General features: G+C 51.6%; 12 protein-coding genes. 8 read left to right on the top strand and 4 right to left on the bottom strand.

Annotation, left to right across the window (positions count from 1 at the left end; genetic code table 11):
- Positions 1-54: 54 nt before the first annotated feature.
- Entirely contained in the window at positions 55-828 is a 774-nt protein-coding gene (locus tag ACO0LN_RS20025) for an exodeoxyribonuclease III (RefSeq protein WP_422976786.1), read from the bottom strand.
- 137 nt (positions 829-965) lie between these two features.
- On the opposite strand from ACO0LN_RS20025, the gene ACO0LN_RS20020 reads away from it, so the two are divergent.
- The 7 genes from ACO0LN_RS20020 to ACO0LN_RS19990 all read left to right on the top strand — a co-directional run bounded on the left by ACO0LN_RS20020 (position 966) and on the right by ACO0LN_RS19990 (position 9,532).
- Positions 966-1,250, top strand: a complete 285-nt coding sequence (locus tag ACO0LN_RS20020; RefSeq protein ID WP_422976784.1) for a hypothetical protein — start codon at positions 966-968, stop codon at positions 1,248-1,250.
- Between the two features lie 15 nt (positions 1,251-1,265).
- Positions 1,266-4,271: a glycosyltransferase gene (locus tag ACO0LN_RS20015; RefSeq protein ID WP_422976782.1), complete on the top strand. Its 3,006-nt coding sequence runs from the start codon at positions 1,266-1,268 to the stop codon at positions 4,269-4,271.
- An 82-nt stretch (positions 4,272-4,353) separates the two neighbouring features.
- On the top strand, positions 4,354-5,025 hold the full coding sequence (pyrE, locus tag ACO0LN_RS20010) for an orotate phosphoribosyltransferase (RefSeq protein ID WP_422976780.1): 672 nt from the start codon (positions 4,354-4,356) through the stop codon (positions 5,023-5,025).
- Between the two features lie 236 nt (positions 5,026-5,261).
- The gene (gmd, locus tag ACO0LN_RS20005) at positions 5,262-6,299 is read left to right on the top strand and encodes a GDP-mannose 4,6-dehydratase (RefSeq protein WP_422976778.1); all 1,038 of its coding nucleotides are present in this window, start codon (positions 5,262-5,264) and stop codon (positions 6,297-6,299) included.
- An 8-nt stretch (positions 6,300-6,307) separates the two neighbouring features.
- Entirely contained in the window at positions 6,308-7,204 is an 897-nt protein-coding gene (locus tag ACO0LN_RS20000) for a GDP-mannose 4,6-dehydratase (RefSeq protein ID WP_422977014.1), read from the top strand.
- Positions 7,201-8,397 (top strand): glycosyltransferase family 4 protein, encoded by a 1,197-nt coding sequence (locus ACO0LN_RS19995; protein ID WP_422976776.1) that lies wholly within the window; start codon positions 7,201-7,203, stop codon positions 8,395-8,397. Before ACO0LN_RS20000 ends, ACO0LN_RS19995 begins: the two co-directional genes overlap by 4 nt.
- 10 nt (positions 8,398-8,407) lie before the next feature.
- Entirely contained in the window at positions 8,408-9,532 is a 1,125-nt protein-coding gene (locus tag ACO0LN_RS19990) for a glycosyltransferase family 4 protein (RefSeq protein ID WP_422976774.1), read from the top strand.
- A gap of 28 nt (positions 9,533-9,560) precedes the next feature.
- Here the strand turns inward: ACO0LN_RS19990 and ACO0LN_RS19985 are convergent, their stop codons facing one another.
- Genes ACO0LN_RS19985 through ACO0LN_RS19975 form a run of 3 tightly spaced genes read right to left on the bottom strand, consistent with a single transcriptional unit; the run spans position 9,561 to position 13,074 of the window.
- The gene (locus tag ACO0LN_RS19985) at positions 9,561-10,805 is read right to left on the bottom strand and encodes an ABC transporter ATP-binding protein (RefSeq protein ID WP_422976772.1); all 1,245 of its coding nucleotides are present in this window, start codon (positions 10,803-10,805) and stop codon (positions 9,561-9,563) included.
- The gene (locus tag ACO0LN_RS19980; protein WP_422976770.1) at positions 10,802-11,596 is read right to left on the bottom strand and encodes an ABC transporter permease; all 795 of its coding nucleotides are present in this window, start codon (positions 11,594-11,596) and stop codon (positions 10,802-10,804) included. Before ACO0LN_RS19980 ends, ACO0LN_RS19985 begins: the two co-directional genes overlap by 4 nt.
- 23 nt (positions 11,597-11,619) lie before the next feature.
- A complete protein-coding gene (locus tag ACO0LN_RS19975) occupies positions 11,620-13,074 on the bottom strand; it encodes a mannose-1-phosphate guanylyltransferase/mannose-6-phosphate isomerase (protein ID WP_422976767.1) in 1,455 nt (484 codons plus the stop codon).
- Positions 13,075-13,408: 334 nt separating this feature from the next.
- Between ACO0LN_RS19975 and ACO0LN_RS19970 the strand changes: the two genes are divergently transcribed.
- Positions 13,409-14,698 carry a class I SAM-dependent methyltransferase gene (locus ACO0LN_RS19970; protein WP_422976765.1) on the top strand — a complete coding sequence of 430 codons (1,290 nt, stop codon included), beginning with the start codon at positions 13,409-13,411 and terminating at the stop codon, positions 14,696-14,698.
- Position 14,699: the final 1 nt, after the last annotated feature.

Here is a 14,699-nt window from a genome sequence, read left to right as displayed (position 1 = left end):
AAAAAATGCCCGTCTATTTCATAGACGGGCATTTTTCATTGAAAGGTCAGGAGCTTATTTGTATTCTATGATCAACGGTGCATGATCAGAGAAGCGGGCTTCCTTGTAAATCGATGCCTTGTGCGCTTTTTTACCTATGCCGCTGGTGGCGACATGGTAGTCAATACGCCACCCCACATTGTTTGCCCAGGCCTGGCCGCGGTTACTCCACCAGGTGTAAGCATCGCCTGTTGTTTCAGGATGCAGATGGCGATACACGTCAAGCCAACCCTGCTCATCAAAAAGGCGCGTCATCCAGGCGCGTTCTTCTGGCAAGAAACCGGAATTTTTCTGATTGCTCTTCCAGTTTTTCAAATCGATCTCTTTGTGGGCGATATTCCAGTCACCACAGATGATGATTTCCCTGCCTTCGGCAATCAGTTGTTGCAGATGGGGATAAAACAATTCCATGAACCGGAACTTGGCTTCCTGCCGTTCAGGTGAAGATGAGCCGGACGGGCAATACAGGGAAATGACTGATAATTTGCCAAAATCACAGCGCACATAACGGCCTTCGGCATCAAATTCTGGGCTGCCAAAGCCTATATAGACCGCATCTGGTTCTTTCTTGCTATACACGCCAACACCGGAATAGCCTTTTTTCTCGGCATAGTGAAAATGCCCGTGATATTTGTGCGGATTCAGAAAGTCCGGCGTCATGTCCGCTTCCTGGGCTTTCAGCTCCTGCACGCAGACGACGTCAGGGTTTTCCTTTTGCATCCACTCAAAAAAGCCTTTTTTGGAGGCTGAGCGTATGCCATTCAGATTGGCAGAGATGATTTTAGTCATGCTGGTAAGTAGTGACTTAAAGTGAGATAGAAAGCATACCAGATAGTGTAGCAGTACGTGTATTTGAAAGGGAAAAGCCAGCAGATAGTTTATACTTGCCTACTTTTCCCTCAGGGTAGCTATCCCTCTGCGCCATCATGAATGAAGAACAATTGCGTGCTGAACTGAAGGCAGTCTATGCCAGTTCCTCCTGGAAACTGACCGCGCCCATGCGCTATTCGGTGGAATTGTTGAAGAACGGTGGCTTGCCCAAGTTGCTGCGCGATATCAAGCTCGTGCTCAAAAAACTCATGCCAGCTAAAGTAGATAAGACCGAGGTGGCTGAAGTCATGCCAGACCGGCTCAACGATGAAGGCCAGCGAATTTTGAATGAACTCCAGAGCCGCATGCAACGCAGCCGCAGCATCAGCCGACAAAAGTAAAACAGACCGCCCACCATGCGCATCATTATCGATCTACAAGCTTGTCAATCCACCGGTAGCCGCCATCGTGGCATAGGCCGCTATTCACTGGCATTGGCCAAGGCCATGGTGCGTAATGCGGGAGAGCATGACATCTGGCTGCTACTGAGCAGCTTGTTTCCTGACACCATACAGCCCTTGCGTGACGCCTTCGCCGGCATGCTGCCACAAGAGCGCATTGTCACCTGGGGCGCGCCCGACCCGGTAGCAGAACTGGTGCCGCAAAACTATTGGCGCAGCCGTGCGGCAGAATTATTGAGGGAGCAGGCCCTGGCTGCCTTGCGGCCCGATTTTATCCATGTCACCAGCCTGTTTGAAGGCTCGGGTGATGATGCAGTATCCAGTGTTGCGATATCGGGTGAGCACTTGCCAACAGCGGTAACGCTGTATGACCTGATTCCCCTGATGTATGACAAACAGTATCTGAACGACCCGGCACAAAGAGCCTGGTATTACCGCAAACTGGCCAGTTTGAAACGCGCGGATCTATTGCTGGCGATCTCTGATTCGTCGCGGCAGGAAGGCATGGATTTGCTGCAGTTGTCGCCAGAGCGTGTGGTCAGTATTTCTTCTGCCGTGGATGAACATTTCCAGGTGCGTAGTTGTAGCGATGAGGTCATGCATGCTCTGCGTGCGCGCTATGGCATTACACGCGATATGGCGATGTACACCGGCGGTATCGATATACGCAAGAATATCGATGGCTTGATCCAGGCATATGCTGGTCTGCCGCTGGCAGTGCGCCAGCAACACCAACTGGCCATCGTCTGCAGCGTGCAAAAAGCAGACCGTGAACGCATCGCAGCGCTGGTCACGCAACTGCAACTGGCAGAAGATGAAATCATCCTGACTGGTTTTGTACCGGATGAAGACTTGCCGTTGCTATATCAGGATTGCAAATTATTCGTCTTCCCCTCCTGGCATGAGGGCTTTGGCTTGCCTGCGCTGGAGGCCATGTCTTGTGGCGCGCCGGTGATTGCTGCCAACACAAGCAGCTTGCCTGAAGTACTGGAATATCCCGATGCCTTGTTTGACCCCAGAGACATAACGGCGATCACCGCCAAAATGCTGCAGGTAATTGAGCAGCCAGAATTTGCTGCCCGTTTGCGCGAACACGGTTTGCAGCAATGCCAGAAATTTTCCTGGGATGCCTCAGCCAAAAAAGCGCTGCATGCGATTGAAGTCAGCCACGCTCACTTGCAGCAAGTGGCCGCCGCCAAAGTTCATGTGTGCCTGCCGCCTGTCAAACCAAGGCTGGCGTACATTTCTCCTTTGCCGCCAGTGGCGTCCGGCATCGCCAACTACAGCGCAGACCTGTTGCCTGAGCTGGCCGATTATTACGACATCACCCTGATTGCAGAACAAAGCCAGCTAGATGCACCATGGCTGACAGCCAATTTCGCCATACATGACAGCCAGTGGTTTGTTAAGCATGCTGCCAGCTTTGACCGTGTTCTCTATCATTTTGGCAATTCTGCCGTGCATGCTTATATGTACCCGCTGTTTGCCAGCTACCCTGGCATCGTGGTTTTGCATGATTACTTTTTGAGTGATTCGCTCGCCAATCTGGAGATGAGTTCATCCAGGCCAGGTATATGGGCGCAGCATCTGTATCTCTCACATGGTTATGCAGCGCTGCTGGAAAGGCGCAATGCGGCTGATTACACCACGGTGATGGCGAAATACCCTTGCAGCAGTGCTGTACTTGAGCGTGCCGAGGGTGTGATTGTGCATTCTGCCTATGCACAAGAACTGGCGAACACCTGGATCAAAGGTTGGCCCGCCTGTCAGTGGCAGCAAGTACCTTTGTTAAGACGCATCCCCGCCGTATCTGACAAACACCTCGCGCGTAGCAAGCTGGGGCTCGGTGAACAGGATTTTGTCTTGTGCAGCTTTGGCATGCTGGGGCCGACCAAGCTCAATCATGTCTTGCTCGATGCATGGCAGGAATCCGCTCTCAGCAAGGATGCACACTGTCACCTGATTTTTGTTGGCAAGAATGATCCTGGTGAATATGGGGCGCAATTGCAAGAGCGCATCGCCAATGGCGAGCGCGTGCGCATCACCGGGTTTACTACTGCAGAAGAATTTGCCTTGTACATGCAGGCTGCCGATGGTGCTGTGCAGTTACGTACACTCTCGCGTGGCGAAACTTCAGCCGCTGTTCTTGAATGCATGGCCTATGGCCTGCCTGTGATCTTGAACCGCAACGGTGCCATGGCAGAGTTGCCAGCAGATGCCGTGCTGGGTATGCCTGACCAGTTTACGCAGAAAGAACTATTGCAAGCCATCAGCAAATTGCATGATGAAAGCAAGAGTAGCCAGCTTACAGGCCAGACGGCAAGGCAGTTTGTGCAAGCCCATCATGCACCTGCATTGATTGCACGCAGCTATGCAGAAGCGATAGAAGAATTTGCGCTGACCGAGCCGGCGGCCCGCATGCACCGCAGTCTGGCGGCGATTGCTGATATCTCGCCTGCGTCGCCACAGCATCCACACTTGCAGGCAGAAGTCGCAAATGATGATTTACGCGAACTGGCGCGCCATCTAGCCCATTGCACGCCGCGTCCAGGCAAACGCATGGTCATGCTAGATGTCAGTACATGGTGTGAGTCGCAAGAGGCGTTGTCGGCAGGATGGAAAGCGGCTTTGGAGGCAGTGATACTTGCCCGCCAGGATTTGCGCTTTGAACCTGTCTGCTATGCAGGCCCGGATTTCCGCTATGCCAGAAGCTGGACTTTTGAGCAATTCTCTCTGGCCGGACCCGCGCCGGCGGATGATTTCGTCGCGCTGCGCGCAGGAGATTTGTATCTGGATTTATCGGGATGTAAAGATTTGCAAATACAGACCATGCAATTACAGCAACTTGGTGTTACTTGTCACGCCTTTGCCACCCAAATACAGGCAAATATGGTGGATTTGTCAGCGTCTGAGGCCCTGATTGCCAAATTTTTAGCAATTTTGCCACTTCAAACAGACTAAATTCAATTATGCACGCATGTTATGCTCTAGGTTTGACGCAAAACAGCAGTAAACCGCATAAATTATAGGAATTGAGCTTATCGTGAGTACTTTGAGACAAGATTTTATACAGTTTTCAGTCGAGGCTGGCGTGATACGCTTTGGCGAATTCGTCACCAAAGCCGGGCGTACCTCCCCCTATTTTTTTAACGCAGGTCTGTTCAATGATGGTGCCAATCTGGGCCGCATTGCTGATTTTTATGCCCGCACGCTGCTCGATTCCGGACTGGAATTTGACATGCTGTTTGGCCCCGCTTACAAGGGTATTACGCTTGCCTCGGCTACAGCGGTGGCACTGGCGCGCATGGGCAGGAATGTGCCTTTTGCGTATAACCGCAAGGAAGCCAAGGACCACGGCGAAGGTGGCAACATCGTTGGTGCAAAACTGGCAGGCAAGGTCGTGATTATTGATGACGTTATTTCTGCCGGCACTTCAGTGCGTGAATCAGTAGATTTGATCCGCAATGCCGGCGCCACCCCGAGTGCCGTACTGATCGCGCTGGACCGCATGGAGCGTTCTGGCAAGGATGATGCCCTGTCTGCGAATTCAGCAGCGCAAGAAGTTGGCAAGGCGTATGACATGCCTGTCGTTTCTATCGCCAGCCTGAATGATTTATTCGATTATTTGTCAGTTGCTGGCGGTGACGCACAGTTGTCGCAATATAAAGAAGCAGTCGCTGCTTACCGCAAGCGCTATGGCGCTTTGGCAGATTGAATAAATGATATTGCAATAATTGCCAGATAACTAAGGCTGATACCGTGTTTTGCCGATTCTTGCGTAGTACCACTTACATGCGCTTGCATTAAATTTCCGCAGTGCGGCGAACAGTCATTGTATACTGTGCAACTGTGGATAAATTGTGATCACGGTCACAGATGGATTCAAATTAGCAGTCCATTATCTGGTTAGAAGAATTTTGAATGTTCGCTGCGGCGAAGAGGTTTTCTTGAATGAGTAAAAAAGCGTTAATCACTGGTATTACTGGTCAGGACGGAGCCTATCTGGCTCAGTTGCTGTTGGAAAAAGGCTATACCGTTTATGGCACATATCGTCGTACCAGTTCAGTCAATTTTTGGCGCATAGAAGAGCTGGGTATCGCAACTCACCCTGCCTTGCATCTGGTTGAGTATGATCTTACCGATTTGTCGGCCAGCATACGTCTGCTGCAAACGACCGGCGTTACCGAGGTCTATAACCTGGCAGCGCAAAGTTTTGTTGGCGTGTCGTTTGAACAGCCACTGACCACGACAGAAATTACCGGCATCGGCGCGTTGAACTTGCTTGAAGCGATTCGCATCGTCAATACCGAAATCCGTTTCTATCAGGCTTCAACTTCCGAAATGTTTGGCAAGGTGCAAGCCGTGCCACAAATCGAATCGACCCCATTTTATCCGCGCAGCCCTTACGGCGTGGCCAAATTGTATGCGCACTGGATGACGATCAATTATCGTGAATCCTACGGCATCTTTGGCTGCAGCGGCATCTTGTTCAATCATGAATCCCCGCTGCGTGGCCGCGAATTCGTGACGCGCAAGATTACTGATTCTGTCGCCAAGATCAAACTGGGCAAACTCGACGTGCTGGAACTCGGCAATATGGATGCCAAGCGCGACTGGGGCTTTGCCAAGGAATATGTAGAAGGCATGTGGCGCATGCTGCAAGCCGACAAGCCCGACACTTTTGTGCTGGCGACCAACCGCACAGAAACTGTACGTGATTTTGTCACCATGGCTTTCAAGGCAGCAGACATACAGTTGCAATGGTCAGGCGAAGGCGAGCACGAAACCGCTACGTGCGCAAAAACCGGCAAATTGCTGGTCCGTGTGAATCCAAAATTCTATCGTCCTGCAGAAGTGGAATTGCTCATCGGTGATCCTGCCAAAGCCAAAAAAGTGCTGGGCTGGGAACCTAAGACTACGCTGGAAGAGCTGTGCCAGATGATGGTAGAAGCAGATTTGCGCCGTAACCAGAACGGCGCGTCGTTCTGATGTCTGCGATGCCACGCGCCCTGATAACAGGTATTAAGGGATTCACAGGTCGTTATCTGGCGCAAGAACTGAAAGAGGCTGGTTACCGGGTTTTTGGTACTACCCATGGTGCAGAAGCACCCGGGCAAGATAATTTTGCCGTTGATCTGGGTGACAAGCAGCGCCTGACTGAACTGGTGGCAGAAATCCAGCCAGATGTGGTTGCCCATCTTGCCGCCATTTCTTTTGTGGCCCATGGCGACGCTGCAGAAATTTACCGTGTCAATGTAGTCGGTACCCGTAATCTGCTGGAAGCACTGGCTAGCCTGGATAAAAAGCCGCGGGCCGTGCTGGTGGCCAGCAGCGCCAATATTTATGGCAATACCCGCACAGAAGTGATTGCCGAAACCGAGCCAGCTCAACCCGCCAATGATTACGGTGTCAGCAAGCTGGCGATGGAGCATGTAGCGCGCCTCTGGATGGACAAGCTGCCCATCATCGTAACCCGCCCCTTCAATTACACAGGTGTAGGTCAGACAGAAAATTTCCTGCTGCCCAAGATCATCAATCATTACCGTCGCAAAGCCAGCGATATAGAACTTGGCAATCTGGATGTCGCCAGGGATTTTTCTGACGTACGTACTGTCGCCAGGGCCTATGCCCGTTTGCTGGAGCAAGCACCTGCAGGCCAGACTTTCAATATCTGTTCTGGCACTGCGCATACCCTGCGCTCGGTATTGCAAATGGCCAGTGAGCTGGCTGGTTATGAAATCAAGGTACATGTGAATCCGGCCTTTGTGCGCGCCAATGAAGTGCATAAACTCATGGGTGATGGTCAACGCTTGCAAGCATGCATAGGTGAGTTGCCTGCTATCACCTTGCGTGACACGCTGGCATGGATGCTGCAACACAAGGATGCAGCATGAACGTTGTTCTCTCCATAGAAGCCATACACCCGCCGCTGGCTGGTATAGGCAGGTATGCGTGGGAGCTGGCTACCCGTTTGCCCATGCAGGCAGAGATAGAGTCAATACGCTATCTGTCGGATGGTTTCTGGCGCGAATTACCGCGCATAGACCAGCCAGCAAATACAGATGCGACGGTAGCCGGGTCAATGCCAATAGTTACGGCACCAGCAAGTTCCAGCTACAAAAGCCGCATACGTCGTCAATTGGGGCAGTTGCCCATGGTGGCACGCCTGTATGGCAAATTACTCCCCATCCTTGCTGGCCGCCAGTTGAACAGTGTGCCAGACGGGATCTTTCACGGCCCCAATTACTTTGTACCCAGGACCCGGTTACCCAGTGTGGTGACAGTGCATGACCTGTCGATATACCGTTATCCGCAATGGCATCCCAAGGCCAGGATAGACCGCATGCGAAAAGCTATTCCAGAGGCGATAGACCGCGCCAGCCTGGTGTTAACCGATTCCCTGGCAACGCGCGATGAAGTGATGCAGGAATTCAATCTGGGTTCTGAGCAGGTGCGCGCCGTCTTGCTGGGTGTCGATGAAGTGTTTCATCCCTATTCCTCAGAAGAGACTGCACCAGTCCTGCATGAATTTGGCTTGCAGCCAGATGGCTATAGTTTCTTTGTCTCTACCATAGAACCGCGCAAGAACCTGACACATTTGCTGGCAGCTTACCGTGCCTTGCCAGATGCCTTGCGCCAGCGTTGGCCGCTGGTGCTGGTCGGTGGTGAAGGATGGCAGAGTGAAGCCATTCATGACGACATAGAAAAAGGTCAGCGTGAAGGCTGGATCAAATACCTGGGTTTTGTCGATCAGCAATTGCTGCCGGTTTTATATGCCGGTTGCCGCTTGTTCACTTATCCATCCTGGTATGAAGGTTTCGGTTTGCCGATTGCTGAAGCCATGGCCAGTGGTGTACCTGTGCTGACTTCAAATTGCTCTTCCATGCCGGAAGTCGCCGCCGGTGCCGCCATGCTGGTAGATCCTGCTGATGTGAATTCCATCCGCGACGGTTTGCGCCAGGCGCTGGAAGACGAAGAATGGCGCAGCGTGGCCAAAGCACGTGGCTTGCAACGTGCTGCCGAACTGACCTGGGATGCCTGCGTTCGCAATACTGTCGCAGCCTATCAGACGGTCAAGGCCAGTTAAGGACAGCGCCATGAAAGTCCTGCACTTCTACCGCACCTATTACCCCGACACCTTCGGTGGCGTTGAGCAAGTCATACGCCAGATGGCTGTGGGTACGACACGTCTGGGTGTGGAAAATGAAGTACTGACTTTGACACGCGATGCAGACCGTCCCTTGATAGAATTTGAAGGGCACAAGGTACACCGCGCTCATTTGAATTTTGAAATCGCCTCTACCGGTTTCTCCTGGTCGGCCTTGTCGCGCTTTGTTGAACTGGCAAAGCAGGCAGATGTGATTCACTATCACTTCCCTTGGCCTTTCATGGATATCGCTCATTTCCTGGGGCGTATCAAAAAACCCAGCGTCGTCACTTATCACTCGGATATCGTCAGGCAAAAATATTTGCTGAAGCTGTATTCGCCGCTCAAGCATCAGTTCCTGCGTGATGTAGACCGCATCGTGGCAACATCGCCCAATTATCTGGCGACCAGTCCGACACTGGAACTGTATAAAGACAAGACCGAGGTGATTACCTATGGACTGGATAACAGTATTTATCCAGTTCCCTCTGCAGAATTGCTGGCGAAATGGCGTGCCATCGTCGGGGAAAACTTTTTCCTGTTCGTTGGCATGCTGCGCTATTACAAGGGCCTGCATATCTTGCTGGAAGCAGCAGCAGGGACGGATATCCCTATCGTCATTGTTGGTGACGGCCCGGAAGAAATCGAACTCAAGCGCCAGGCAGAAAGCCTGCAACTGAAGAATGTGCATTTCCTTGGTGCCTTGCCTGAACCGGACAAGGTCGCCTTGCTGACCCTGTGCTATGCATTGGCATTTCCTTCGCATCTGCGCTCAGAAGCTTTCGGCATTTCATTGCTGGAAGGTGCGATGTATGGCAAGCCCATGATATCGAGTGAAATTGGCACTGGCACGACGTATATCAATGTCGCGGGCCAGACTGGCATGGTAGTACCGCCGAGTGATCCGGCAGCTTTCAGGCAGGCTATGGAGTATCTGCTGGCACATCCGCAAGAGGCAGCACAAATGGGTATCAATGCGCGCCAGCGTTATCTGGATTTATTTACTGCCGACAAGATGGCGAGCAATTATACCCGCCTTTATCAGCAAGTCATAGATGAGCATAAGCGCAAGTAAGAAACAAATAAGACACAAGTAGGTTCGCCTAGCTTGCTGTCAATTTCCTGACCTCAAATTCCCCACGCAGCCAGTTGCTGCCGATGAACTCAGTGTGATCCACATTGATGACATCAAACACCAGCAGATTGTCTGACCACTCATAGTTTTCATCGAGATGGGTTTTTGCCTTGGTCAGTGCGGTGGTGACAGAATAAGAACCTGGCCCCAAGGGACATTCAAAGGGAAGTACAAATTCCAGGGTGTCACCTTGGCGCAAATCGTTTTGTACCTGTTGCGAATACCAGGTATTGCTGCCCCAGATGACGCTGCCCTGCTTGTCGCGCAACATCAGGCCCAGCACCAGTTCCGGGATGTCGGCACGCAATTGCACTTCAGCCACCAGCTTGACCTTTTGCCCTACATGCGCCGCAGCCAGTACCTGATCGCTCTCCTGGTCACGCAGGCTGAGTTTGCTGACTGTCGCCATGCCTGTGCCTGAACGTGTTTGCAGCCAGCCTTGTTCATTGCGGTTTTGCTCGACGGAGAAGTTTTCGTTTTCCTTGCGGGCGATCATGGCATTGTAGTAATCCACCACTTCATCTGCCGCACCTTGCTTGAGCACGCAACCCTTGTCGATCAGGATGACGTGGTCGCACAGGCTGCGCACATCACCCATGCCATGGGTGACCAGGATGATGGACGTACCCTGTTCCTTGAACTGGCGTATTCGGTCAAAACTACGGTGCTGGAAATAGCTGTCACCCACCGACAGGATTTCATCGACGATGAGTACATCCGGGCGCACTGCCGTGGCAACAGCAAAAGCCAGGCGCGCCTGCATGCCGCTGGAATACACACGCAAGGGCTGGTCAAAGAAGGCTCCAATTTCAGCAAAGCTTTCTATGCCTGGCATGAGTTGGTCCAGTTGTTCGCCACTCAGACCCATCAGACCACCTGCCATATAGGCATTTTGCCTGCCAGAAAATTCGGGATTAAAACCCAGGCCTAGCTCCAGCATCGCGCTGATGCGGCCACTGACAGCGATGCTGCCGGTCGTTGGTCGCACTGTACCGGTAATCATTTTCAGGAGCGTACTTTTACCGGCACCATTCTGGCCTATGATGGCTACCGCCTGGCCCGCAGGCACATTGAAACTGATATCGCGGTTGGCCCAGTATTCATAGGCAGGTTTTACTGGCAGGCCAGCCCAGTACATCAGGCGTGACAACAGGCCGCTGAATTTTGAATAGCATTTTCCAACGCCAGAGACACTTAATACAATTTGACTCATAATGCATCCACCAGATCTGCGCTGGCACGGCGGAAAATCCAGAATGAAAATATAAACATGCCCGCTGAAATCAGCACAGGAACCAGTAAATCCGCGATATTTGGCACTGCGCCGTATAGCAGCGCATTCTGGTAGATCTTGACCAGCGGTGTCATCGGGTTCAGATTCAATACTGCGATAAAGCGCTTGGGCATATTATCCATCAGATAGACCACAGGCGTGAACCAGAACCACAGTTGCAGGACGATGCCCATGACCTGTCCAACATCACGTGAAAATACATTCAATAACCCGAGTATGATGCCCAGGCCAAAGGCAAACAGGATGATCAGCAGCATGCCCAGCGGCAGTACCAGCCAAGCTGCAGTTGGCATATGGCCAAAGAATAAAAACACCACGGCTATCGCTGCCAGCAATAACAAATGATTGATGAGGGCGCTGCCGCCGACGATCAGGGGCAGGCACAGTCTGGGGAAGGCGATTTTTTTCAGAGTGTTGGAATAATCAATAAACACTGTCGTACAGCGTGTCATGATTTCAGCGAACAAACCCCAGGCTGACATACCCGCCATCAGGTAAATTGCATAGGCCGATTTGTTTTCGATATTTGGTATCTTGGTAACAAGCACTTCAGACAAGACGATAGCGAAGATGGTAGCTTGTGCCAGAGGATTCAAAATCATCCACAGCGCACCCAGCTTGCTGCGCGCAAAGCGCCCGGCAAACTCGGCCTTGATGGACGACAGGATAAAGTGGCGGTAGTGCCACAATGAGATAAGTACAGCTTTCAAAGCTTGGTTTTCCTTAGCAGGGATCAGCCTGCAACACGTCCATAGATATCATCGAATCTGACAATATCATCTTCACCCAGGTAAGTACCGGATTGCACTTCTATCAGCTCAAGATCAGTTTCACCCGGATTTTCCAGCCTGTGCTTGACGCCCAGCGGGATGTAGGTGGATTGATTGGCAACCAGGGTCATGACTTCTTCGCCACGAGTGACCAATGCCGTGCCACTGACCACGATCCAGTGTTCGGCACGGTGATGATGCATTTGCATCGACAGACGGCCACCCGGTTTGACGACGATGCGCTTTACCTGGAAGTGTTCGCCACTATCGACAGAATCATAATGTCCCCATGGACGATAGACCTTGCGGTGGTTATCTGTCTGGGTATAGCTTTCATCTTTCAGACGGGTCACGACACGCTTGATGTTCTGGGTATTGGCCTTATTGGTGACCAGTACCGCATCTGGTGTTTCAACCACGATGACATCTTCCAGACCCAGGCAGGCCACCAGGCGGCTGTCAGAAATCACCAGGCAATTACGGGAATCTTCCAGCAGCACGTCGCCATGGGCAGTGTTGCCGTTTTCATCCTTATCTGACACTTGCCAGACAGCATCCCAGGCACCTACGTCAGACCAGCCTGCATTGAAAGGCACGACATAGCCAGGGATATGCAAGTCCTGGTCTTTGGCCAGTTTTTCCATGACGGCATAGTCGATGGAGTCAGAAGGGCAAGACAGGAAGGCTTCTTTATCAACGCGGACAAAGTCGCTATCGATGCTGGCCTTGTCCATCGCCAGTTTGCAGGCCTCATGCATGGCGGGATGGAAGTGCTGTATGGCTTTGAGCCAGGTGGTCGCGCGCATCATGAAAATACCGCTATTCCATAAATGACGGCCACCATCCAGATATTGCTGGGCTACTTCCAATACTGGCTTTTCAACAAAGGCCTGCAGCTCGCGTACGGCCTGGCCTGGTAACACATCGCCCGTCTGGATGTAGCCATAACCGGTTTCAGGTCGGTCAGGTACGATGCCAAAGGTCACCATGGCACCGTCTATGGCCTGTTGCAGCCCATCTTGTATGGCCTGATGAAAACCCTGTTTATCGTTGATGACATGGTCAGCTGGCATTACCAGCAAGACCGCATCAGTGTCTGATGCCACGGCTGCCAGGGCTGCCAGTGTTAATGCCGGGGCCGTATTGCGGCCGGTGGGTTCCAGTAACAGGCTGCAGTTGTTGAAACCTGCGACGCGCAATTGTTCTGCCGTGATGAAGCGGTATTCTTCATTGCAGACCACGATCATTCTTTCGGCTACGCCCACGGCACCGGAAAAGTCCCTGACGCGTGTTGCGGTTGCCTGTAGCATGGTTTCTTCGCCTATCAGGGCGAGCAATTGCTTGGGATGCTTTTCACGCGATAGCGGCCATAGCCGGGTTCCAGATCCCCCGGAGAGAATGACAGGCTGTAATAACATGGATAACTTTCGTAATCTTTATGCCTTTGGTTTATGTCCTGAGGCAAATCATTATAAAATATTTAATATATTGCAATCAGCTGCAATTTGCTCCGGCTATGCTGGTCAGATGTGATCAATTGCTGGATAGGCTAAACTTGCAAGACCTGAAGGGTAAGCCAGAGCCAGGCAAAAGTCTTAAGCTGAAATAATCTGGAAATTTGCAGACGCTGATAATTTCGTCGCAGTTTACATCATCATTTATACTTCTACCCCTTTTTCTAGCCTTTTAGCGGTCTAAACACGAATCATTTGCCGCCAATTGTGAATAAAACATCCGGATTATATGGCGAATATGGCAACACAGAACAAATCTGAATGCGAAGCACAGCTACTGGCTGACAAGACCAGTTTGATATTGAAAAGCAGGAAGCATTCAACACCCATCGACATTCCTTCAAATGAGATGGGGGCAGGGCAGGATGATGCAAGGGAAATCATGTTGAATAAGCAAGATAATGCAGAACGAAATGCTGAAGTATCAGCACCGCCACAAGGATTGCGCCAGAAATTGCGCGCCATACCAGGCCTGGGTTACGCGCTGGCCTGGTGCCAGGCATTGCTGCGCTTGCCGCGCACCCGTTTCCAGACCGAAGTTGCGCTGACAAATTTGCAAAAGCAGATTGATGGTTTGCAACTGCAGTTGCGTAGCCAGGAACAAAAAATCTTGAAAATGGAAGAGCAAAAACTCGCCATAAGGCTGGAAAAATATGACGCGCTTGATATTGGCCGCAGGTTGATGGAACTGGATCGTCTGCATATAGGCCGCCAGTTGCGCTCCATGAATTTGATGATGCGTGCTGGTTTGCAAAATGAAACGAAGCCTGCCGATCAACTTGTAGTTGTAACGACTGAGCAGGCAAGTCAGGCTGCCACTGTCAGTATTAGCCAGCCTGTAGTCAAAGTTGCCAGCGATTTTGACCAAGATCAGTTCTATCTGGAATTTGAAGCCTTGTTCCGTGGTTCACGCGCCGATATCAAGGAGCGCTTGAAAGTGTATCTGCCCTATCTGGCGCATATCAGTGAACAGGCAAAAGACGAACGCAAGCTGGTCATTGACGTTGGCTGTGGCCGTGGTGAATGGCTGGAGTTGCTGGACGAGCAAGGTATACCTGCCATGGGTGTAGATATGAATATCTCCATGGTCAACGCCTGTCTGGATCAGGGCTTTTTGTGTCGTCATGCTGACGCGATTGCTTATTTGCGCGAACAGCCTGCAGGCAGCATAGGTGCGGTGACGGGGTTCCAGATCATAGAGCATTTACCGTTCGAGCAATTGATTGCGTTGTTTGATGCAGCACGCCATGCACTGTGCCCAGGTGGTGTCATTATTTTTGAAACGCCGAACCCTGAAAACCTCAAGGTAGGTGCCTGCAATTTCTATTTCGATCCTACTCATTTACATCCTATCGTGCCGCAGGTGGCGGAATTCATGGCGCGTCAGCGTGGCTTTACTCATGCAGAAATTCTGCGCTTACATCCTTACCCTGATGATCACTTGCTGCATGGCGGCACTGAGGTTGAAGCACTGCTCAATAAGGAATTATTTGGCGCTCAGGATTACGCAGTCATAGGTCGTAAATAAG

Origin of the sequence: Undibacterium sp. TC9W (assembly GCF_049339865.1) — a bacterium.
In the GTDB taxonomy this organism is placed as follows: Bacteria; Pseudomonadota; Gammaproteobacteria; order Burkholderiales; family Burkholderiaceae_D; genus Undibacterium.
Note: the sequence above shows the minus strand (reverse complement) of the source record. Positions and strands in the feature narration are given on the sequence as shown.